Annotated in this window: 21 protein-coding genes; 8 read left to right on the forward strand and 13 right to left on the reverse strand. The window is 72.9% G+C overall.

Translation table 11 applies throughout. The annotated features are described in order from the left end of the window. Positions 1-75 precede the first annotated feature (75 nt). The 5 genes from ABZ898_RS13010 to ABZ898_RS13030 all read left to right on the forward strand — a co-directional run bounded on the left by ABZ898_RS13010 (position 76) and on the right by ABZ898_RS13030 (position 3905). The gene (locus tag ABZ898_RS13010) at positions 76-1038 is read left to right on the forward strand and encodes an ABC transporter ATP-binding protein (protein ID WP_361657058.1); all 963 of its coding nucleotides are present in this window, start codon (positions 76-78) and stop codon (positions 1036-1038) included. Then, positions 1028-1945 (forward strand): ABC transporter permease subunit, encoded by a 918-nt coding sequence (locus tag ABZ898_RS13015; protein WP_361656688.1) that lies wholly within the window; start codon positions 1028-1030, stop codon positions 1943-1945. The genes ABZ898_RS13010 and ABZ898_RS13015 overlap by 11 nt, the downstream gene beginning before the upstream one ends. Further along, complete coding sequence (locus tag ABZ898_RS13020; protein ID WP_361656691.1) at positions 1942-2853, forward strand: ABC transporter ATP-binding protein; 912 nt, start codon at positions 1942-1944, stop codon at positions 2851-2853. Before ABZ898_RS13015 ends, ABZ898_RS13020 begins: the two co-directional genes overlap by 4 nt. A gap of 10 nt (positions 2854-2863) precedes the next feature. Continuing rightward, positions 2864-3583 (forward strand): ABC transporter permease subunit, encoded by a 720-nt coding sequence (locus tag ABZ898_RS13025; RefSeq protein WP_361656694.1) that lies wholly within the window; start codon positions 2864-2866, stop codon positions 3581-3583. Positions 3584-3671: 88 nt separating this feature from the next. Then, positions 3672-3905: a hypothetical protein gene (locus ABZ898_RS13030; protein ID WP_361656697.1), complete on the forward strand. Its 234-nt coding sequence runs from the start codon at positions 3672-3674 to the stop codon at positions 3903-3905. A gap of 304 nt (positions 3906-4209) precedes the next feature. On the opposite strand, the gene ABZ898_RS13035 is transcribed toward ABZ898_RS13030, so the two are convergent. The 9 genes from ABZ898_RS13035 to ABZ898_RS13075 all read right to left on the reverse strand — a co-directional run bounded on the left by ABZ898_RS13035 (position 4210) and on the right by ABZ898_RS13075 (position 14094). Then, positions 4210-5013 (reverse strand): HAD family hydrolase, encoded by an 804-nt coding sequence (locus ABZ898_RS13035; protein WP_361656700.1) that lies wholly within the window; start codon positions 5011-5013, stop codon positions 4210-4212. Further along, positions 5010-6287 carry a serine--tRNA ligase gene (gene serS / locus ABZ898_RS13040; protein WP_361656703.1) on the reverse strand — a complete coding sequence of 426 codons (1278 nt, stop codon included), beginning with the start codon at positions 6285-6287 and terminating at the stop codon, positions 5010-5012. Before serS ends, ABZ898_RS13035 begins: the two co-directional genes overlap by 4 nt. A gap of 468 nt (positions 6288-6755) precedes the next feature. After that, on the reverse strand, positions 6756-7688 hold the full coding sequence (pheA, locus tag ABZ898_RS13045; RefSeq protein ID WP_361656706.1) for a prephenate dehydratase: 933 nt from the start codon (positions 7686-7688) through the stop codon (positions 6756-6758). A gap of 111 nt (positions 7689-7799) precedes the next feature. Next, entirely contained in the window at positions 7800-9083 is a 1284-nt protein-coding gene (gene efeB / locus ABZ898_RS13050; RefSeq protein WP_361656708.1) for an iron uptake transporter deferrochelatase/peroxidase subunit, read from the reverse strand. 8 nt (positions 9084-9091) lie between these two features. After that, a complete protein-coding gene (locus ABZ898_RS13055; protein ID WP_361656711.1) occupies positions 9092-11125 on the reverse strand; it encodes a copper resistance protein CopC in 2034 nt (677 codons plus the stop codon). Between the two features lie 13 nt (positions 11126-11138). Next, the gene (locus tag ABZ898_RS13060) at positions 11139-11591 is read right to left on the reverse strand and encodes a copper chaperone PCu(A)C (RefSeq protein ID WP_361656714.1); all 453 of its coding nucleotides are present in this window, start codon (positions 11589-11591) and stop codon (positions 11139-11141) included. Then, on the reverse strand, positions 11588-12250 hold the full coding sequence (locus ABZ898_RS13065) for an SCO family protein (protein WP_361656717.1): 663 nt from the start codon (positions 12248-12250) through the stop codon (positions 11588-11590). Before ABZ898_RS13065 ends, ABZ898_RS13060 begins: the two co-directional genes overlap by 4 nt. Before the next feature lie 90 nt (positions 12251-12340). Next, the gene (locus ABZ898_RS13070) at positions 12341-13081 is read right to left on the reverse strand and encodes a YcnI family protein (RefSeq protein WP_361656720.1); all 741 of its coding nucleotides are present in this window, start codon (positions 13079-13081) and stop codon (positions 12341-12343) included. A gap of 128 nt (positions 13082-13209) precedes the next feature. Further along, positions 13210-14094, reverse strand: a complete 885-nt coding sequence (locus ABZ898_RS13075; protein ID WP_361656723.1) for a hypothetical protein — start codon at positions 14092-14094, stop codon at positions 13210-13212. Positions 14095-14316: 222 nt separating this feature from the next. On the opposite strand from ABZ898_RS13075, the gene ABZ898_RS13080 reads away from it, so the two are divergent. Continuing rightward, positions 14317-14772, forward strand: a complete 456-nt coding sequence (locus ABZ898_RS13080) for an ATP-binding protein (protein WP_361656725.1) — start codon at positions 14317-14319, stop codon at positions 14770-14772. Between the two features lie 58 nt (positions 14773-14830). Here ABZ898_RS13080 and ABZ898_RS13085 read toward each other — a convergent pair whose 3' ends face one another. Both ABZ898_RS13085 and ABZ898_RS13090 read right to left on the reverse strand, forming a co-directional pair. Continuing rightward, positions 14831-16300: an aminopeptidase P family protein gene (locus tag ABZ898_RS13085; protein WP_361656728.1), complete on the reverse strand. Its 1470-nt coding sequence runs from the start codon at positions 16298-16300 to the stop codon at positions 14831-14833. A gap of 122 nt (positions 16301-16422) precedes the next feature. Next, the gene (locus ABZ898_RS13090) at positions 16423-17799 is read right to left on the reverse strand and encodes a GAF domain-containing SpoIIE family protein phosphatase (RefSeq protein ID WP_361656731.1); all 1377 of its coding nucleotides are present in this window, start codon (positions 17797-17799) and stop codon (positions 16423-16425) included. 607 nt (positions 17800-18406) lie between these two features. On the opposite strand from ABZ898_RS13090, the gene ABZ898_RS13095 reads away from it, so the two are divergent. Then, the gene (locus ABZ898_RS13095) at positions 18407-19072 is read left to right on the forward strand and encodes a bifunctional DNA primase/polymerase (RefSeq protein ID WP_361656734.1); all 666 of its coding nucleotides are present in this window, start codon (positions 18407-18409) and stop codon (positions 19070-19072) included. Between the two features lie 55 nt (positions 19073-19127). Further along, positions 19128-19715, forward strand: coding sequence for a hypothetical protein (locus ABZ898_RS13100; protein ID WP_361656737.1), 588 nt, complete (start codon positions 19128-19130; stop codon positions 19713-19715). Positions 19716-19923: 208 nt separating this feature from the next. Here the strand turns inward: ABZ898_RS13100 and ABZ898_RS13105 are convergent, their stop codons facing one another. Next, positions 19924-20895, reverse strand: a complete 972-nt coding sequence (locus tag ABZ898_RS13105; protein ID WP_361656740.1) for a DUF5926 family protein — start codon at positions 20893-20895, stop codon at positions 19924-19926. 160 nt (positions 20896-21055) lie between these two features. Then, a complete protein-coding gene (locus tag ABZ898_RS13110; protein ID WP_361656742.1) occupies positions 21056-21697 on the reverse strand; it encodes an ATP-binding protein in 642 nt (213 codons plus the stop codon). Between the last annotated feature and the right edge of the window lie 29 nt (positions 21698-21726).

The following is a 21726-nucleotide window of genomic DNA, read 5'->3' on the forward strand; positions in this document are numbered from 1 at the left end:
CCGAGACGGACCCCAAGACGGCTCTGTGGTCTGACGACCCGCGTGCTCCGCGTCACTACGGTCGGGTACGTGACTGTGATCGTGACCGAGAGCCTGAGCAAGCGGTTCCCCCGGGTGACCGCGCTCGACCGGCTGTCCGTGGACATCGGACCCGGTGTGACGGGACTCGTCGGTGCCAACGGCGCCGGCAAGTCCACCCTGATCAAGATCCTGCTGGGTCTGTCCCCCGCCACCGAGGGCCGCGCCTCCGTGCTCGGCCTCGACGTGGCCACCGAGGGCGCCGCGATCCGCGAGCGCGTCGGCTACATGCCGGAGCACGACTGCCTGCCGCCCGACGTCTCGGCCACCGAGTTCGTCGTGCACATGGCGCGCATGTCCGGCCTGCCGCCCACCGCCGCCCGCGAACGCACCGCCGACACGCTGCGCCACGTCGGGCTGTACGAGGAGCGCTACCGCCCCATCGGCGGCTACTCGACCGGCATGAAGCAGCGGGTCAAGCTCGCCCAGGCGCTGGTGCACGACCCCCGGCTGGTCTTCCTGGACGAGCCGACCAACGGCCTCGACCCGGTCGGCCGGGACGAGATGCTCGGCCTGATCCGCCGCGTCCACACCGACTTCGGCATCTCGGTCCTGGTCACCTCGCACCTGCTGGGCGAGCTGGAGCGCACCTGCGACCACGTCGTGGTCGTCGACGGCGGCAAGCTGCTGCGGTCCAGCTCCACCACCGACTTCACCCAGTCCACCACGACGCTCGCCGTCGAGGTCACCGACAGCGACACCCACCCCGACGGCACCCGCGCCCTGCGCGAGGCACTGCGCGCGCGAGGGATCGACACCCACGACGACGGCGGCGGCCTGCCCGGCGCCGGGCACATCCTGCTGCTCACCGCCCAGGGCGAGGAGACGTACGACCTGGTGCGCGACACCGTCGCCGGACTCGGCCTGGGCCTGGTCCGGATGGAACAGCGGCGGCACCACATCTCCGAGGTGTTCACCCGCGACGAGCAGCGGAAGGAGGCAGTCGGCCATGGCGGTTGACCAGCCCGTCCCCACGGCACCGGCGCCCTCGGGCGACCAGTCCCGCATCCACGACATCGGCTACCGCGGCTACGACGGCCCCCGGCTCGGCCGCTCCTACGCCCGCCGCTCGCTGTACTCGCAGTCCCTGCGCGGCGCCTACGGCCTCGGCCGGTCGGCCAAGTCCAAGGTGCTGCCGATGCTGCTGTTCGCGGTGATGTGCGTGCCCGCCGCCATCATGGTCGCGGTCGCCGTCACCACCAAGGCGCACGACCTGCCGGTCCCCTACACCCGGTACGCGATCATCATGCAGGCCGTGATCAGCCTGTTCGTCGCCTCCCAGGCCCCGCAGTCCGTCTCCCGCGACCTCCGCTTCAAGACGGTCCCGCTGTACTTCTCGCGGCCCATCGAGACCGCCGACTACGTGCTCGCCAAGTTCGCGGCGCTCGCCTCGGCCCTGTTCGTCCTGACCGGAGGCCCGCTGCTCGTGCTGTTCGTCGGCGCGCTGCTCGCCAAGATGGACGTGGCCCACCAGAGCGCGAAGTTCGGCGAGGGCGTGGTCGCGGTGGTCCTGCTCTCCCTGCTCTTCGCCGGGATCGGCCTGGTCATCGCCGCCGTCACCCCGCGCCGCGGCTTCGGCATCGCCGCCGTCATCGCCGTCATGACCATCTCCTACGGCGCCGTCTCCACCCTCCAGGCCATCGCCGACTCCCAGGACAACAGCGGCGCCGTGCCGTGGATCGGGCTGTTCTCCCCGGTCACGCTGATCGACGGCGTCCAGTCCGCGCTGCTCGGCGGCCAGTCGTCGTTCCCCAGCGGCGTCGGCCCGACCACCGGCCAGGGCTTCGTCTACCTGATCGTCGTCCTCGGGCTCATCGCCGCGAGCTACGGCCTGCTCGTGCGCCGCTACAAGAAGGTGGGCCTGTGACAACGCTCCAGATCGACCATGTCTCCCGCTGGTTCGGCAACGTGGTCGCCGTCAACGACATCACCATGACCATCGGCCCCGGTGTCACGGGCCTGCTCGGCCCCAACGGCGCCGGCAAGTCCACCCTCATCAACATGATGGGCGGCTTCCTGGCCCCCTCCACCGGCACCGTCACCCTCGACGGGCAGCCGGTGTGGCGCAACGAGGCCGTGTACCAGCACATCGGCATCGTCCCCGAGCGGGAGGCGATGTACGACTTCCTCACCGGGCACGAGTTCGTCCTCGCCAACGCCGAACTGCACGGTCTCGGCGCCAAGGCCGCCCAGCGCGCGCTCGCCACCGTGGAGATGGAGCACGCCCAGGACCGGAAGATCTCCACCTACTCCAAGGGCATGCGCCAGCGCGTGAAGATGGCGTCCGCGCTCGTCCACGACCCCTCGCTGCTCCTGCTCGACGAGCCGTTCAACGGCATGGACCCGCGCCAGCGGCTCCAGCTGATGGAACTGCTGCGCGCCATGGGCGACGAGGGCCGCACCGTGCTGTTCTCCTCGCACATCCTGGAGGAGGTCGAGCAGCTCGCCCGGCACATCGAGGTCGTCGTCGCCGGCCGGCACGCGGCCAGCGGCGACTTCCGGAAGATCCGCCGCCTGATGACCGACCGCCCGCACCGCTACCTGGTCCGCTCCAGCGACGACCGCGCCCTCGCGGCCGCCCTGATCGCCGACCCGTCGACCGCGGGCATCGAGGTCGACGCCGTCGAGGGCGGGCTGATCATCCAGGCCGTCGACTTCGGCCGCTTCACCACGCTGCTGCCCAAGGTCGCCAGTGACCAGGGCATCCGGCTCCTGACGGTCTCGCCCTCGGACGAGTCCCTGGAGTCCGTCTTCTCGTATCTCGTCGCGGCGTAGGAGGCCGAAGATGTACGACCCCACAGTCGCCCGGCTCACCTACCGGGCCCTGCTCGGCCGCCGCCGGGCCCTCGTCCTCGGCGCGCTGCCCCTGCTGCTCATCGTGATCTCGGTGGCGGTACGTCTGCTGACCGGCGCCGACGACCAGGTCGCCGCCGACGTGCTCGGCGGGTTCGCCCTCGCCACGATGGTGCCGATCATCGGCGTCATCGCGGGAACCGGGGCGATCGGTCCGGAGATCGACGACGGCTCCGTGGTCTACCTGCTGTCCAAGCCGCTGAAGCGGCCGACGATCATCTTCACCAAGCTGATCGTCGCCATCGCGGTGACCATGGTGTTCTCCGCGCTGCCCACACTCATCGCCGGGCTGATCCTCAACGGCAACGGCGGCCAGGTCGCCGTCGCCTACACGGTCGCCGCGCTCGTCGCGTCCATCGCCTACTCCGCGCTGTTCCTGCTGCTGGGCACGGTCTCGCGGCACGCGGTGGTCTTCGGCCTGGTCTACGCCCTGGTCTGGGAGGCCCTGTTCGGCTCCCTGGTCTCCGGCGCCCGCACCCTGAGCGTCCAGCAGTGGGCGCTCGCGGTGGCGCACAAGGTGGTCGGCAGCAACCTGATCACCTCCGACGTCGGCCTCCCCGCGGCCACCGCGCTGCTGGTCGTGGTCACCGTCGCCGCCACCTGGTACGCGGGGCAGCGCCTGCGCGCCCTGACCCTGGCGGGCGAGGAGTAGCGGCCGCCTTGACGGGGACCTCATCCCCGTCCGGGCACACTGACGGCAACGGAAGTACGGCGAGCGGGAGTACGGCGAGGAGGACGCCATGGCACAGGAGCAGCCGGCCGGGGACGGCGGGACCGCGCCCGACCCATGGGACGGTGTCGAACTGGACGAGGACTTCGTCCGGGCCGCCGAGACCTCCGAGCCGTCCGCCCGCGCCCGGATGCTCGCCGCCCGCTGGCGGGCCGAGCGCCCCGAACCTCAGCCGTGGCGGGCCGACAAGCCGCCCGCGGGCTGGTTCTTCAGCCGCTCCCGGCGCAGGCGGCGCAAGGGTTAATTCGCTGGCGCCGGACTTCCCGGCGGGGGCACAGTGGGGGAGCCGACGCCGGGTTCACCGAGCCCGGCGCGCCCCCGTACCGGGAGCGGAGCCGGGCAACGTCATGTCCGGCTTCCGTCAGGATGGTCCCGGCGGGCTCCGGTGAGTTACTCCACCGTCGAGCCCGCTCCCGCACAGGGACCGTCCGGGGCGGCCGCTTCGAGCACGCGATGTCGCTCTCGCGTGGGCCGCCCACCCGGAGAACCGCCGAGAGGCAAGGCCGGGCATCAGCCCCGCCTTGCCTCTCCGCCCTGTCGTCCGGGAATCAGCCGAGCAGGCGCTCCAGCACCAGCGCGATGCCGTCCTCCTCGTTGGAGGCGGTCACCTCGTCGGCCACGGCCTTGAGGTCCTCGTGGGCGTTGGCCATGGCCACGCTGTGCGCGGCCCAGGCGAACATCGGCACGTCGTTCGGCATGTCGCCGAAGGCGATCGTGTCGGCCGCCTTCAGCTTCAGCCGCCGGGCCGCCAGCGACAGCCCCGTCGCCTTGGACAGCCCGAGCGGCAGCAGTTCCACGATGCCCTCGCCCGCCATGACGACGGTGACGAAACCGCCCGCAGCGCGCGAGGCCGCCTGAGCCAGCTCGTCCGTGGACAGCGTCGGATGCTGGATGTAGATCTTGTTCAGCGGGGCTTCCCACAGGTCGGCCGCGTCCGTGAACGCCTTCGCCGGGAGCCGGCCGGTGACCGAGTAACCGGGGCCCACCATGACGTCGCCGTCCAGCCCGTCCCGGCTCGCCGCCAGGTACAGCGGGCCCACCTCGGCCTCGATCTTGGCCAGGGCCACGCCCGCGAGCTGCCGGTCCAGCGTCACCGAGGTCAGCAGCCGGTGCTGCCCGGCGTCGTAGACCTGGGCGCCCTGGCCGCAGACGGCGAGGCCCTCATAGCCGAGGTCGTCCAGGATGTGCCGGGTCCAGGGCACGGCCCGGCCGGTGACGACGATGTGCGCGGCGCCCGCGGCCGTGACGGCGGCGAGGGCCTCACGGGTGCGCGGCGAGATCGTCTCGTCGCCGCGCAGCAGCGTGCCGTCCAGGTCGGTGGCGACCAGGCCGTAGGGGAAGGGGCCGCTCACTTGGCGACCGGTTCCAGGACTTCCCGTCCGCCCAGGTAGGGACGCAGCACCTCGGGAACGCGGACCGAGCCGTCGGGCTGCTGGTGGTTCTCCAGGATCGCCACGATGGTGCGCGGTACGGCGCACAGCGTGCCGTTGAGCGTGGCCAGCGGGCGGACCTTCTTGCCGTCGCGCATCCGGATCTGCAGCCGGCGGGACTGGTACTCGGTGCAGTCCGAGGTGGACGTCAGCTCGCGGTACTTGCCCTGGGTCGGGATCCACGCCTCGCAGTCGAACTTGCGGGCGGCGGAGGAGCCGAGGTCGGCGGTGGCCACGTCGATCACGCGGAACGGCAGCTCCAGCGACGTCAGCCACTGCTTCTCCCACTCCAGGAGACGCTGGTGCTCGGCCTCGGAGTCCTCGGGCGCGACGTAGGAGAACATCTCCACCTTGTCGAACTGGTGGACCCGGAAGATGCCGCGGGTGTCCTTGCCGTGCGAACCCGCTTCGCGGCGGAAGCAGGGGGAGAAACCGGCGTAGCGCATGGGCAGCCGGTCCGCGTCGATGATCTCGTCCATGTGGTACGCGGCGAGCGCCACCTCGGAGGTGCCGACCAGGTAGAGGTCGTCCTTGTCCAGGTGGTACACGTCCTGCGCGGCCTGGCCGAGGAAGCCGGTGCCCGCCATGGACTGGGGGCGGACCAGCGCCGGGGTCAGCATCGGGGTGAAGCCCGCGGCGGTGGCCTGCGCGATGGCGGCGTTCACCAGGGCCAGCTCCAGCAGGGCGCCGACACCGGTGAGGAAGTAGAAGCGGGAGCCGGAGACCTTGGCGCCGCGCTCGGTGTCGATCGCGCCGAGGATCTGGCCGAGCTCCAGGTGGTCCTTGGGCGCGAAGCCCTCGGCGTCGAAGTCGCGGATGGTGCCGTGGGTCTCGAGGGTGACGAAGTCCTCCTCGCCGCCCACGGGGACACCGGGGTGGACGAGGTTGCCGAGCCCGAGCAGCAGGCGCTGGGTCTCCGCGTCGGCCTCGTCGCGCTCGGCGTCGGCCGCCTTGACGTCGGACTTCAGCTGTTCGGCGCGGCCGAGCAGCTCGGCCCGCTCCTCGGGAGTGGCCTTGGGGATCAGCTTGCCGAGCTGCTTCTGCTCGGCGCGCAGCTCGTCGAAGCGGACGCCTGAGGACCTGCGCCGCTCGTCGGCAGACAGGAGGGCGTCGACGAGCGCGACATCCTCTCCACGGGCACGCTGGGACGCGCGCACACGGTCAGGGTCCTCACGAAGCAGGCGAAGGTCAATCACAGGCCCAAGGCTACCGGTGCGGGCGGACGGGCCGGGACCCGTGTCCCCAATGACGCAGAGTGAGCGAAGTGGCCCGGCGCGGCCGATTACGGTTCTTTTCTCCGGTCCGCCGGGAGGGTGGCCGGATTCCCTTGCTGCGCAGGGCACTTGTCCACAGAGAACCGCACGGTGGGGCGAGTTATCCACAGGCTGTGCGAACTGTCTGTGGATTTTGGAATTGATCATTCCGAGTCTGTTGGCATGCCCGAGGAATTCCCGGCCCAAACTCTCGGTACAGACACTTTCGGGTGGAAAGTGCTCACCTTAAAAGATGAATCAAAGGAAACGGGTGGACGAAGGGTGATCCAGGCTGGGCTGAATGCACCTGGGGACTGTGGGGCGATTTGTCGACCGCATGGCCCTTGTTGTCGACTTGTCCCCAGGTAGAGAAGCGGACCTGTGGATAACTTCTGTGGATAACGAAGCCGACTAGAAACGGCCGTCCTGGCAGCGGGTCACCCAGTCGGACGCCGCCAGGAACTCCTGGTCGGAGGTCCCCGGCAGCATCGGCCGCGCATCGCCCGGCGCGATGTCCGCCCGCGGATAGGAACCCAGGAAACGCACCTGGAGACAGATCCGCTTCAGCCCCATCAGCGCCTCCGCCATCCGCCGGTCGGAGATGTGCCCCTCGGCGTCCACGCAGAAGCAGTAGTTGCCGATGCCCGCGCCTGTCGGCCGGGACTGGAGCAGCATCAGGTTGATGCCGCGGGTGGCGAACTCGCCCAGCAGGTCACGCAGCGCGCCGGGGTGGTCGTCCCGCTGCCACAGCACCACCGAGGTCTTGTCGGCACCGGTCGGCGCGGCGGGCCGGGCGGGCCGGCCGACCAGCACGAACCGGGTCTGCGCGTTCTCCGCGTCGTGGATGCCGGTCTCCAGCGGCACCAGGCCGTACCGCGCCGCCGCGAACTCGCCCGCGAAGGCGGCGTCGTACCGGCCCTCCTGCACCAGGCGGGCGCCGTCCGCGTTGGAGGCCGCCGACTCCCACAGGGCGTCCGGGAGGTGGGCGCGCATCCAGTTGCGGACCTGGGGCTGGGCGGCGGGATGCGCGGTGACCGTCTTGATGTCGGCGAGCTTCGTGCCCGGCCGGACCAGCAGCGCGAAGGTGATCGACAGCAGCACCTCGCGGTAGATCGTGAGCGGCTCGCCCGCGACCAGCTCGTCCAGGGTCGTGGTGATCCCGCCCTCGACCGAGTTCTCGATCGGGACGAACGCGGCCTCCGCGTCCCCGGTGCGCACCGCGTCCAGCGCGGACTGCACCGAGACGTACGGGATCAGCTCACGGGTGGCCGCCTCCGGAAGTGTGCGCAGGGCGACTTCGGTGAAGGTGCCTTCGGGACCGAGATACGCGTAGCTCGCTGGCATGACCTCACCCTAATGGCCCTGCCGGAGCCCGGCTCGACCGTCTCACCGCGACCACCCTTCCGAGTGGTTTCGATCCCGGAAGGGTGCGAAAAGGGCACCCGGAATGCCTGGTCAGCCCTCCAGCAGCCGCTGTCCCACGTACTCACCCTCCGCCGCGCCGCCCGGCACCGCGTAGAGCCCGCTGGCCTCGTGCCGCAGGTACCGCGACAGCGCGTCGCCGCGGTCGAGCTTGCGCTGCACCGGCACGAAGCCGCGCAGCGGATCGGCCTGCCAGCAGATGAAGAGCAGACCGGCGTCGGGCGTGCCGTCGGCGTCGAAGCCGTCGTGGAAGGAGAACGGGCGGCGCAGCATCGCGGCCCCGCCGTTCTGGTCGGGCCGGGTGATCCGGGCATGGGCGTTCAGCGGGACGACGTACCCGCCGTCCGCGTCCGCCTTCTCCAGGTCCATCGGCGTGGTCTCGTCGCCGCCGGACAGCGGGCCGCCGTCCGACTTGCGGCGGCCGATCACCGCCTCCTGCCCGGGGCGCGCCAGCTTCTCCCAGTCGTCCAGCAGCATGCGGATGCGGCGGACCACGGCGTAGGAGCCGTTCGCCATCCACGCGGGCTCGCCCGGGGCGGGCACGAAGACGCGCCGGTCGAAATCCGGCTCGGCGGGCTTGGGATTGCGGGTGCCGTCGATCTGGCCCATGAGATTGCGCGTGGTCATGGGGCGGGCGGTGGTGCCGGGTGAGCGGTTGAAGCCGTTCATCTGCCAGCGGACACGGGCCGCGTCGCCCGCCTCCTTCTGGAGCGCGCGCAGCGCGTGGAAGGCGACCAGCGCGTCGTTCGCGCCGATCTGCACCCACAGATCGCCCTCGCCGCGCCCTCTGTCGAGATGGTCGGCGGAGAAGTCGGGCAGCGGGTCCAGCGCGGCCGGCCGCTGCTTCTCCAGTCCGGTGCGGGCGAAGAAGCTGTGCCCGAAGCCGAAGGTGACGGTCAGCGAGGAGGGCCCGGCGTCGCGGGCCACGTCGGTGTCCCCGTGCGGGGCCGTCTCGCCCGCCATCAGCCGCTCGGCCACCGCCGACCAGCGGCGCAGCAGGGCCGCCGCCTCCTTGCGTCCCGCGCCCGCGGTGAGATCGAAGGCGACGAGATGGCCGTGGGCCTGGAGCGCGTCGGTGATGCCGGGCTGATGTTTCCCGTGAAACATCGCGCGGCCGGAGCCGACCGATGTCAGGGGCGTGGCCGGGGCGGGAGCGGCCGCGTAGCCCACGGCGCCGCCCGCCGCGCCGAGCACGAGACCGGTGGCGCCGGCGGTCCCGAGCAGGGTGCGCCGGGAGACGCCCCGGCCCGGCTCGGGCGGGGGTGGGGACGCCGGGGGCCGTGGGGTGCGGGCCTTGGGGAGGGACGGGTCGGGCATGGTGCGGTTCAGCCGATCTGCGCGTTCTTGGAGACGGTCACCTGGTCGATGTCGGAGGTCCGCACGGTGACGGCGACCTCCCAGTCGCCCGCCATGGGGACCTGCACACCGCTCGCCGCCCAGTGGCCGGTGGTGACGCGCTCCGGGGCCACGGGGAGCGGCCCGATCTTCTTCGCCTTCAGGGTGAGGGCGACCTTGACCTCGGGGATGTCGTACGGACGGCCGTCGGGCCGCTGGACGTAGAGGTGCATCTCGTTGGCGCCGACGCGGGCCGGGTCGAGGTCGATGCGGACCAGGCCCTTGCCGTTCTTGCCGCCGGTGTCGAACGGCATGTCGAGGGTCAGGGCGCCGGAGGTGTCGGCCGGGGAACTGGCGGCGGGCGCGGACGCCGCGGCGGCCTCCTGCTCGGTGCGGCCGGGCTCGGTCTGGGTCAGCGCCGTGGTGACGGCGAGCAGGACGACGGCGACGGCCGCCTCGGCGAGCACCGAGCGGCGCAGTCCGGAGCGGTTCGGGTCGGCGTCGCGCTGCCGCCTGCGGCGGGCGGTGTCGATCGCGTCCCGCTGGCGGGCGAGCTGGGCGGCCCGCTCGGCGGACTCCGCCGTGTCCGCGTCCGACGCGTCCGTGCCCTCGCCCGTACCCGCGCCTGCCGGGGCGCCGGCGGCCACGGCCACCTCCTCCAGCTCCTCCGCCGACTCCTTCTCCGCGGAGTCGGAGTCCGCCAGCTCCGGTTCCGACTCCGCCTTCGTCGCCTCCGGCTCCGCCAGCCGCGCGGTCCAGCGCCGGGAGATCCGGGCGACGCCGACCATGACGGCGACCAGGCCGATCTTGACCAGCAGCAGCTGCCCGTACCGGGTGTCGGTGAAGGCCGACCAGGAGCCGAGCTGGCGCCAGGACTGGTAGACGCCGGTAACGACCAGGGCGAGGACGGAGCCGAAGGCGAGCCGGGAGAAGCGGCGGACGGCGTCGGTGCCGAGCGGGACGTCGGCGGGCGCCCGGTACAGGGCGACGAGCAGGGCGGTCAGCCCGCCGAGCCAGCAGGCGACGGCGAGCAGGTGGACGATGTCGACGGGCATCGCGACACCGGGCTGGAGGCCCGTGGACGCGTGCTCGGCCATGGCCCAGCTCGCCGCGAGTCCGGCCGCCACGACGATCCCGCCGATGGCGAGCCCGAAGCCCAGGTCACGCCGTTCCGCGGCCGCCACCTCCGCTGAGCCCTCCTCCGCGGCCTGCTCCGCCGAGGCGCTCTCCTCCTCTTCCTCCCGCCGGGCGTACGCGCCGAAGAGGACGGCGACGAACAGCGCGGCGGCGGCGAGCAGGAGCAGCCGGGAGACCAGCGCGGCGCCGGTCTTGGTCTGGAGCACCTGGCCCAGCAGATCCAGGTCGAAGACGTCCCCGAGCTTCCCGGAGGACGTGTACGAGCCGCGCAGGAGCAGCAGCCCGAGGGTGGCCGCGGTGAGCGTCAGCCAGCCGCCGACGACGAGCCGCTGGAGCGCCCGGACGCCCGCGCCCTGCCGCCAGCAGGCCAGCACGAACGCGGCGCCGCCGATCAGCACGATGTAGCCCGCGTAGGAGAGGTACCGGCCGAAGGAGTACAGCCCGCCCACGGCTCCGCCGCCCGCGCCCGAACCGGTGTCGGAGACGACGGTGCGCGAGGGCGCGCCGACGGAGAAGGTGTAGGCCCCGGCGACGGGGTGGCTGTCGGCGGACACGACCTGGTAGGCGACCGTGTAGGTGCCGTCGGCCAGCCCGGAGTGCAGCCGCACCGCGTACGTGGTGCCGCCGACGTTCACGGGCCGGCCCGACTGCACCGCCTTGCCCTTGGGGTCCAGGACGCGCAGGGAGTGGTCGCCCAGCGCCACCTGCTCGGAGAAGGTGAGCGAGATCTGCCGGGGCGCCCGGTCGACCACCACCCCCTGCGCGGGGTCGCTGCCGGTCAGCGCGGCGTGCGCGGAGGCGGGGGCCGCGCCCGCGAGCAGCGCGCCGGTGACGGCGAGGAGCAGCAGTACCAGGGTGCGCAGCCGGGGGGTGATGGTCCGCGTCAAGGTGGTCCCTCCCTCAGTGTCCGGTCGACGGGTTGTACGTGGCGGACCGCACCGGCATCTCGACGGTGAGCGGACCGGACTTGGCGAAGCCCAGCTTCAGCGTGACGGTCCGGCCCTGCCGCGGCCGCTCCTTGAGCTGCTCGAACATCAGGTGGTCGGCACCGCTCCGGAACACCAGCCGGCCGTGGGCGGGCACCTCGAAGGAGGCGCGCTCGGCCATGGCACCGCCGGTGGTGCTGTGCATGGTGACCTTGCCGATGTCGCTGCTGACGGAGGTCAGTTCGTCCGGCCCGCCGCCCTTGTTGGTGACGGTGAGGAAGCCCGCGGCCATGTCGGCGGCGACCGGCTGGGGCATATAGGCGGCGCTCACCGACAGCTCCGGCCCGGCGGAGCCCTCACCCGCGCCGCAGCCGGCGAGGGCCAGCGCGGCGGCGAGGGCGGTGACGGCCGGCGCGGCGCGCCTCACGGCTTCGCCCCGCGTACGAGCTTCGGCAGGTCCTTGGTCCAGTCGTCGACGGTGGCGTCCTCGCCGTAGAGGACGTAACCGCCGTCCGTCTTCGGGGAGAAGGCGATGACCTGGGTGCCGTGGACGGAGACGGTCTTGCCGTTCTTGTCCTTGCTGGTCGGCTCGATGGAGATGCCGATGGAGCGGGCGCCCGCCTGGATGGTGGAGAAGTCGCCGGTCAGGCCGGTGAACCGGGGGTCGATGCTCTTCAGCCACGTGCCCAGCTCGGCCGGGGTGTCGCGGCCGGGGTCGGTGGTGACGAAGACGACGCGCAGGTCGTCCTGTTCGGCCTTGGGCAGCGCCTTCATGGCGACGGCGATGTTGCTCATCGTCGTGGGGCACACGTCGGGGCAGTGGGTGTAGCCGAAGTAGACGAGCGTCGGGTGGCCCTTGGTCGCGGCCCGCAGGTCGTACTTCTTGCCGTGGGTGTCGGTGAGGACCAGGTCGGGCTTGACGAAGGGCTGGTCCAGGACGGTGGCGGCCTTGTCGGAGCCGGACTCGTCGGAGACCACGGAGACGGGCGACCCGGCGTCGTCACCGCTGCCGCAGGCGGACAGGGTGAAGGCGGCGGCGGCCAGCAGCGCGGCCGCGGCCAGGGTCTTCTTGCGCGGAGAAAGCATGGAGAGATGTCCCAGGAGGTCGAGAACGCCCGTGTGCGCCGGGGCCGTACCGGGCCGACACGGCCCCGGCGCACACGGATCGGAGAAGGGTCAGGCGGTGCGGCGGCGGCCCGCGAGGACGCCGTAGGCCACGCCCGCGACGCCGATCACGATGCCGGCGACGCCCAGCACACGGGCGGTGTCGTCGGTGCTGTCGGGGGCCGCTTCCTGGCGGGCGTCGTGCGCGTCGCCGCCCTTGGCGTCATCGTCGTCGGCCGCAGCCGCGGCGCCGTGGTGGTCGTCGGTCGCGGCGGACAGCTCCAGCGTCGGGGCCGGGTTCTCCGGCTCCTCCTGGCCCTCCTGCGGCACCTCGATCCAGCGCACGACCTCCTTGTTGGAGTACGTCTGGATGGCCTTGAAGACCAGCTCGTCGGTGTCCTCGGGCAGCGCGCCGAGCGAGAGCGGGAACTTCTGGAAGTAGCCGGGCTCGATGCCCTTGCCGTCGGCGGTCCAGGTGACCTTGGTGACGGCCTCGCCGATCTTCTCGCCGTGCATGGTCAGCGGCTTGTCCAGCTTGGACTTGGTCACCTTCACCTTCCAGCCCGGCACCGGCTGCGGCATGACCGAGGCCAGGGGGTGGTCGGCGGGGAGGTTGACCTCGAGCTTGGTGGTGGAGGCGTTGTCGCGCTCGTTGGGCACCTTGAAGTTCACGGTGGCGTAGCCGCCCTTGGCCGCGACACCGTCCGGCTGGACGCTGACGTGCGCGAAGGCGGGGACCGACACGGCGAGGACGGTGGCGCCCGCGACGGCGACGGCGGCGGTGAGACGGGTGGCGGTACGGGAGATCTGCATGCTGGGGAAACTCCGCTCTTGAGCGAGATCCGGTGCTGAGCCCGGTGACGACGAGGGGTGCGCGCACGCGCGCGTGCCGCGGGACGGCGGCACCCCCCTCCTCGTACGTACGGGAGCGGCGGTCCGCGTCAGGCGGCGAGACGGAAGGCGTCGGCGGGCGGTCCGCGCCGGATCACCGAGTGCTGGAGTGCCGCGCCCCGAGGGGCCGGCGCCTCGTCCCGGGCCGTGCGGCGCGCACGGGGGAGGGGGCCGGTCGCGGGCAGCAGCCCGGAGTGCAGGGCGCGGGTCAGCGCGAGCGCGGCGCGCAGGGAACGGACGAGCGCGCCCTCCGCGACCCCGTGCGTCGACAGCTCGATCAGCCGCAGGACGGCGAGGTCGCCCCGGCGCAGCAGCCAGCCCACGGCGAGGGCCGCGAGGAGGTGGCCGAGAAGCATGGGCGTCGAGGGCAGCCAGCCGGCCGAGGAACCGGCCATGTCGTGGGCGTGCCCGCCGGCCTGGGCCCGGTCCGTGAAGCGGCCCGAGGCGTCGATGAGACGCGCGTCGAGCAGCAGGCGGTAGGCGTGGCCGGGGGTGAGGGTGGCGGGGCCGGAGCCGCACAGCAGCTGGGCGGCCCGCTGGACCATCTCGTCGCCGGCCGCACCGGAGTGCGCGGCGCCCGTCGAGCCCATGGCGCCCATCGCGCCCATGGACCCCGTAGCGCCCATGGTGCCCGTCGGCGTCCCGCCCGCGGTCGCCGCGTGCTGGCCGAGGCCGAACAGCGTGTGCAGGGCGAGCTGGCCGAGGGCGAGGAGCGCGGATATCGCGGGCACCGACCGGGCCCGTCCGGCGAGCGGCGCCATGACCAGCAGCGAGCCCAGGAACCCGGCGCCGAGCGTCCACAGCGGGACGTTCGCGCAGGAGGCCACGGTGTGCCCGGCGGCGGCCAGCACGACACAGACCGCGGCGAAGACCGCGGCCCGCAGAAGCCGGACGCGGGGTCCGGGTCGCGCCGTGCGCGGGTGAGGGGCACTCATGGCGGGGCTCATCATCGCACTGAGCCCGCCGCACCCCCGAGGCAGGGCCGCCGGATCGCGCCAGGGACCGGGCGCGCGCTCCCGCGTCCGCCGTACCTCATACCCCGATTCGTCCCCCCGCACATCGGCCGTATGGGCGGCATCACGCCGTCTGCGGGCTTACGGGCAGGCGCGCGCGGCAATACGTATCGGTATGTCGAGCCGCGGCCGGGAGGCTGGAGCATGAGCATCTGGTGGTCACTCCATCTGCGCCGCGACGCCGCGAGTGTCCCGCTCGCCCGGCGACTGCTGATCGGCACCATGGAGACGGCCGGTGTCGACCCCGACGTCTCCTACGACATCTCCGTGGCCCTGACCGAGGCCTGCGCCAACGCCGTCGAGCACGGCGGGACCGCGCGCGGGGAGCGCTCGGAGGCGTACCGGGTGACCGCCTATCTGGACGGCGAGAAGTGCCGTATCGAGGTGGCCGACTCCGGTCCCGGCGTCGCGTCCGCCGCCCCGCAGACCCTGGGTGTCCGGATGGCCCGCGTGGACGCCGAGGACGGCCGGGGACTGTGCCTGATCCGGGCGCTGACCGACCACGTCCACGTCGGCGCCCGGCCGGACCGCGCCGGCACGGTGGTCAGCTTCGACAAGGTCCTGAAGTGGACGAAGGACCCCTCGCTGCTCACGGCCTGAGCCGGCGGACGGCGAAGGGCCGGGCACCCGCGGGGGATGCCCGGCCCTTCGCGCGTCGTCAGCCCTTGAGCGACGCCATCCACGCCTCGACCTCGTCGGCGCGGCGCGGCAGGCCCGCCGACAGGTTCCGGTTGCCCTCGGTGGTGACGAGGATGTCGTCCTCGATCCGGACGCCGATGCCCCGGTACTCCTCGGGCACGGTGAGGTCGTCGGCCTGGAAGTACAGGCCGGGCTCGACGGTGAGGACCATGCCGGGCTCCAGCGTGCCGTCGACGTAGGCCTCGGTCCGGGCGACCGCGCAGTCGTGGACGTCCATGCCGAGCATGTGGCCGGTGCCGTGCAGGGTCCAGCGGCGCTGGAGGCCCAGCTCCAGGACGCGCTCGACCGGGCCCTCGACCAGACCCCACTCCACCAGCTTCTCGGCGAGCACGCGCTGGGAGGCGTCGTGGAAGTCGCGGAACTTGGCGCCGGGCTTCACCGCCGCGATGCCGGCCTCCTGGGCCTCGTACACCGCGTCGTAGATCTTGCGCTGGACGGCGGTGTAGGTGCCGTCGACCGGGAGGGTGCGGGTGACGTCGGCGGTGTAGAGGGTGTGGGTCTCCACGCCCGCGTCGAGCAGCAGCAGGTCGCCGGAGCGGACCGGGCCGTCGTTGCGGACCCAGTGCAGGGTGCAGGCGTGCGCGCCGGAGGCGCAGATCGAGCCGTAGCCGATGTCGTTGCCCTCCACGCGCGCGCGGAGGAAGAAGGTGCCCTCGATGTAGCGCTCGGAGGTGGCCTCGGCCTTGTCGAGGACCTTCACGACGTCCTCGAAGCCGCGCACGGTGGAGTCGACGGCCTTCTGCAGCTCGCCGACCTCGAAGTCGTCCTTGACCAGGCGGGCCTCGGAGAGGAAGACGCGCAGTTCCTCGTCGCGCTCGGCGGTGACCTTGTCGGTCAGGGCCTTCTCCAGCGCGGCGTCGTGGCCGCGCACCACGCGGACCGGGCCGGTGGCCTCGCCCAGGCGGGCGGCCAGCTCGCGGACGTCGGCGGCCGGGATGCCGTACAGCGCCTCGGACTCGGTGAGGGAGTGGCGGCGGCCGACCCACAGCTCGCCCTGGCCGGAGAGCCAGAACTCGCCGTTCTCGCGGTCGGAGCGGGGCAGCAGGTAGATGGCGGCGTCGTGGCCGCCGCCCGCGACGGGCTCCAGGACCAGGACGCCGTCCTCGCTCTGGTTGCCGGTGAGGTAGGCGTACTCGGTGGAGGCGCGGAAGGCGTACTCGGTGTCGTTCGAGCGGGTCTTCAGGTTGCCCGCGGGGATCACCAGACGCTCGCCGGGGAAGCGGGCCGACAGCGCGGCGCGGCGGCGGGCGGTCTCGGCGGCCTGCGGGATCGGCTCCAGGTCACGCAGCTCGGTGTCGGCCCAGCCGGAGCGCATGTTCTCCGCCAGCTCGTCGGAGACGCCGGGGTAGAGGCCGTTCTTGCGCTGCTTGATGGGCTCCTCGGCCTCGGTGGCCTCGTCGGTAACGGCCGGGTTGAGCTCGTCGGACACTGATCCTCCTCGGTACGGCGTGTGGTCTCCCCCAGGGGGCACGCGGCGCTCGCGTCCATGCCCGAGCAGGGGTGCCTCCATCATCGTACGTTCGTACCGAAACCGGACCGGTCGTGCTCAGCTCAGTCGAAGCGGACCGCCAGCAGGACCACGTCGTCCTCGCCGGCGCCGCCGTCCTCCGGCAGGAGGGTGCGCAGGACGTGGTCGGCGACGGCCCCGGGGTCGCCGCGCAGGGCGCGCGGCACGCCCGCCGCGGCGGCGCGCAGCCGGGCGAAGGCCCGGTCCGTCGTCTCGCCGGTACGGTGCAGCAGCCCGTCGGTGTAGAGCAGCAGCGTCTCCCCGGGCTCGACGCGGAACTCCACGCCCGGCGCCTCCCAGCAGGCGAGCATGCCGAGCGGGGCGGACAGGGAGGTCTCGACGAACTCGGTCCTGCGCTCCCCGGTCAGCAGCGGGGGGCTGTGCCCGGCGCCGGCCAGGGTGATCCGGCGCGCGGCGGGCTCGCAGTAGGCGAACAGGGCGGTGGCCGAGCGGGCGGGCTCGGTCAGCCGCAGCAGCAGCTCCAGGTCGGACAGGACGGCCACCGGGTCCTCGCCCTCCATGACGGCGTAGGCCCGCAGGGAGGCGCGCAGCCGGCCCATCGCGCCGACCGCGCCGGGGCCGCCGCCGGTGACCGAGCCCACGGAGAGGCCGAGGGCGGCGTCGGGCAGCGGCAGCGCGTCGTAGAAGTCGCTCCCGCCGCGCGGGCCGGTGCGGTGCCGGACGGCGAGCTGGACGCCGGGGATGCGGGGGAGCCGGGAGGGCAGCAGTTCCTCGGTGAGGGCCGCCGCGCCCGCGCGGGTGTGTTCCACCTCCAGCAGCAGGGCGATGTGTCCGGCGGCCTGGCCGAGATAGCGGGCGGCCAGCTGCCGGTGGTGCTCGTCGGGGGCGGCCGGTTCGTCGTAGAGCCAGACGGCGGTGCCGAGCCGGGTGCCGTCGGCGGTCAGCGGCAGGGCGTGGCCGGCGGCGTAGCCGAGGCGGGTGGCCACCTCGCGGTGGCGGGGGTCCAGTCCGGGCTCGGCGAGGAGGTCGGCGCTGCCGGTCAGCAGGGCCTCGCGCGGAACGGTCTCCAGGTGGCCGAGGTCGGCGCGGCCGAGACCGAGGCCGAGGGTGGCGCGGGGGCCGAGTCCGTCCCCGGGCTCCAGCACGACCAGACCGCGCCGGGCGCCGACGAGGGCGGCACCGGCGCGCAGCAGTTCCTCAAGTGCGGTGTGCAGGTCGGACGTTGCGCACATCCGCTCCGTCAGCTCATGGAGGGTGGTGAGGTCGGAGACCCAGCCGGCCAGCCGGTCCTGGAGCAGGCTGCCGGGGGCGTCCGGGACGGTGACGGGGAGCGGGTCACCTGCCGGGGCGTCCGGTGCGGGACCGGCTTCCGTGGCGGGGGGTGCGGGCGCGACAGTGTGGGCTGGAGTGGGAACCGTGGGATCGATTCCGGCCACTTTCGGAGGGTGAGGAGCATTCATGGCGTCCGGCTCTCGGACCGGTGCGTCTTACTGAAAAGCATCGCAAACCCCCATGTGATTCTGCGCCGCTAGCAGTGTCTCCACATGTACACGCACTCGTGAGGGGATGTCCAGCATTGTCCTGCGGGGATTCCTGGTGTTGGCGGGGCGGGAAGAGGATTGTTCGGAACCCCTTGCCTTACCGGCAAGTTGGCTTGAAACTGCCTCGGGTGGAGCTGTGTTGCGGTCGACTGGCTCTGCTCGACGGAGCGTCACCACGGTCGTGATGGGTACGTAATCGAGAGAAGGCCAGGGGTGGCCAAGAAGCCGCCCGGAACCTGGCGAAGGACCCGGACGTCATAACCACCGACGGCCGAGCCCCATCCTCCCGTGGCGGAGGCGGAGAGAAACACGCGCGACGGCAAAACGCCAGACTTCGCCACCCCCGTGACGTGTCCGTGCTCCTGATACAACCGCACGTCGGACGCGGCAGATGCTCCATCCCTGGGGGTTCCCCCCGCCGTACGCGGGGGCGTGATGCGCCAACAGGTACGCACAGTGAAGTGATCCACACATGTTGTGATGTCCACGGTGTTGCCAGCGGTGCAACGGAAAGGAACGAGCGCTCATGCGCGAGATCCTCGGTAGGCGACGCGGACTTCCGCCCCGGCGGGACGACGACGGCCCGGAGCCGGTCGACGCGGCCACGACCTTCGCGGCGACGTGGCGGTGGCCCGTGGTGCCGGGCGCGGCCCACGACCCGCAGGGCCCGACGGGCTGCTCCTGCCCCGACCCCGGATGCACGGTTCCCGGCGCCCACCCCGGTGACCCCGGCGTGCTCGCGGCCACGACCGACGCCCGCATGGTGCGCTGGTGGTGGACGAGCCGGCCGGACGCGCCGATCGTCCTCGCCACCGGCGGCCAGGCGCCCTGCGCGGTCAGCCTGCCGGCCGCCTCCGGGGCCCGCGCGCTCGCACTGCTCGACCGGCGCGGCATGCGGCTCGGACCGGTCGTCGCCGCCCCGGACCGCTGGGCGATCCTCGTGAAGCCCTACTCCATGGAGCAGTTGGGCGAACTGCTGTACGCCAAGGACTTCGTCCCCGCTTCGCTCCGCTTCCACGGCGAGGGCGGCTACCTCGCCCTCCCGCCCTCCGTGACCGGCCGGGGCGACGTCCGCTGGGAGCGCGCCCCGCTGCCCGGCTCCGCCTCCCCCTGGGTACCCGACGTGGAGGCCGTGGTGGACACGGTGGTCGAGGTCCTCACTCGTACGGGTGTGAGCGCGCCCGAGTTGTAGGGGTGTCGGGGGCGCGCGGGGCCGGAGTGCCGGGCGGGCTCGTTATCTTCCGCCCATGCAGCGAAATCACCGGCCCCGGGCGGACGGGCCGGGAGCCGGACCACTCCGTACCTCCGCCCTCGCGGCCCTGGTGGCCGCCGCCCTGCTGCTGCCGCTGACCGCGGCCTCGGCCGGACCGGTGGACGGCCCGGCGCACAGCCCGGCGGGCGGCCCGGTGGACGGGACCGGCGCGGACGGGCGCGGGCCCGCGCGCGCCGGTGCCTCGGCCGCCCCTTCCGCGAGCCCTTCCCCGCAAGCCGCCACCTCCGCGCGCTGCGGCCCCGAACTCACGGCTCCGGACGGGCTGGAGGCACAGACCTGTGTGCTGACGCGGGGTGGTGAGACCTGGGCGCGGGTCTACTACCGCAACACCACCGGCGAAGCCGTGGACGCCGTCCTGAGCCTGCTGGGGCCGGACGGCCGGGCCGTGCGCGCCACCTGTGCCACCGACGCGGACGACGCGCCCGCCACCTGTGAGACTCCGCGGGAGCGGACGCGGGGCGCGGTGGCCCGCTACACGGCCGTCTCCGAGTTCGCACGCGGCGCCGAAGGGCCGCTGCTGCTCCGCTCGGGCAGCAACTCCCTGGATAAGACTCAGAGTTGACGACCGGCTACGGTCGGTCCGACCGGCACGCGGGCATGGAAAGGCCCGGTTGCTGGCGACGGGGGATGCACCAGCAACCGGGCTACTGGAACGGTAACAAGAGATCGGCGGTTCGCAAATTCGGCCCGGCCCATCCGGACACCGATTCGCTTGACACACCGCCGAGTTGTGACAGGAGTCACCCGTTCCGCGCGGTCCGGGCCGCGGGTCAGCTCAGGGTGACCTGCCGGTTGGTGAGGCCGCCGCGCGCCCGGCGCTCCTCCGGGGTGAGCGGCTCGGTGACCGCGAGGGCCGCGGCCAGCCGCTCGGCGAACTCGGCCGCCGGCTTCTCGATCTCCTCGGCGCCGACCCCGCTCGGCAGGTCCCACACCGGCACGGTCAGCCCGTGCGCGCGGAACGAGCCGACCAGCCGGGTGCCCTCGCCCAGGCTGGAGGTGCCCGCGGCGTGCAGCCGGGCCAGCGCGTCGAGCAGGTGCTCCTCCTCGTGCGGCATCACCCAGCGCAGGTGGTTCTTCTCCGGGGTCTCGCACCAGTAGGCGGCGTCCACGCCGGACAGCTTGACCGTCGGGATCGCGGCGGAGTTGGCCCGCTCCAGGGAGGCGGCCACCTCCGGGGTGGCGTTCTCCGCGTCCGGCACCCAGAACTCGAAGCCGCTGTGCACGACCGGCTCGAAGGGGGCGTCGGCGGCCAGCAGGTCCTGGAGCCGGGGCGTGCCGGAGGGGGCGCGGCGGCCCTCGACCGGGGTGCCGGGCTCGGCGGTCAGGGCACGCTGGAGCGTGTCGGCGAGGTCGCGGCTGATGTCGCCGGAGGCGGTGTCGTTCTGCAGGCCGAGCAGCACCGAGCCGTCGTCGCGGCGCAGCGCGGGCCACGCCATCGGCAGCACGGTGGCCAGGGTGACCGAGGGGACGCCCTCGGGCAGGCCGTCCTTCAGGGTCAGTTCGGCGGTGGCGGCCGGGACCAGCTCGCGCAGTGCCACCCAGTCGCACTCGCCCGCCAGGCCCTCGAACGGGCGCTGCACCAGCTCGGTCACCGCGTGCGCCGCCGCGCGGCCGTGGCACGCCTTGTACCGGCGGCCGCTGCCGCAGGGGCACGCCTCGCGGGCGCCGACGACCGGAACCTCGCCCTCGGACCCGTGCGGCTGCGGGCGCTTGCCCTTGGTCTGGGGTCGCTTCTTGGCCATCGTGGCTGTCTCCCGGTTACGGCTGGTCTCCTACGGGCGGGAGCCTAGTCGTTCGGGCCGCGGGCCACGGGAACCTGTGGACGACGCGGGCGGGGTCCGGCGGCGGCTGTGGACAACCGCCCTTTTTGGGCCGTCCGTTCAGTCCGGGCCGTAGAAGGTCTCAGTCCAGGCCGTCGAAGGTCTCGGTGAAGCCCAGTTCGGCCAGCGCGGCCACCGGCGGGGCGGTGGTGACGCGCGTAGCGAAAGATTCGGGCGGGCCGCCGGCATCGGGATCGTGCACGTCCGCGTGGACCACCACCCAGACCGTCACCTCGCCCGGCACCTCGTCCCGGACGCCCCAGTCGTCGGCGAGGGCGTCGATGATGCTCAGGCCCCGGCCGCCGTGCGCGGTGACCGAGGGGGTGGCCGGAGCCGGGCGGGTCGGTCCGCCGCCGTCCGTCACCTCCACGATGAGCCGTCCGCGCGGGTCGATCCGCCAGGCCGCGCGCACCGCGCCGTCCCCCGCCCGGGCCCCGCCCAGCGGGCGCCCGTGGGTGCACGCGTTGCTCAGCAGCTCGGACAGAATCAGCACGGCGTCGTCCACGACCGACTCCGAGACCCCGCCGCCGAGCAGTTGCGCCCGCATCCGGTGTCTCGCCTTCCCCACGCCCGCAGGGCCATGAGGTACGGCCATGCTCGACGACGCGGGCACCTCCTGTGCCACCACCAACGCCACCCCCGAGACCTCCTTCGCCCCACGCCACGGTGTGGATGCCCCGATGGCCTGTACCGGAAACCGGCCAGTCTCGTTCCGGCGACGCATTCGCAATGTCCGCCCGCGGAGCGAACGCG

This window comes from Streptomyces sp. NPDC046860 (assembly GCF_040645115.1).
Taxonomy (GTDB): domain Bacteria; phylum Actinomycetota; class Actinomycetes; order Streptomycetales; family Streptomycetaceae; genus Streptomyces.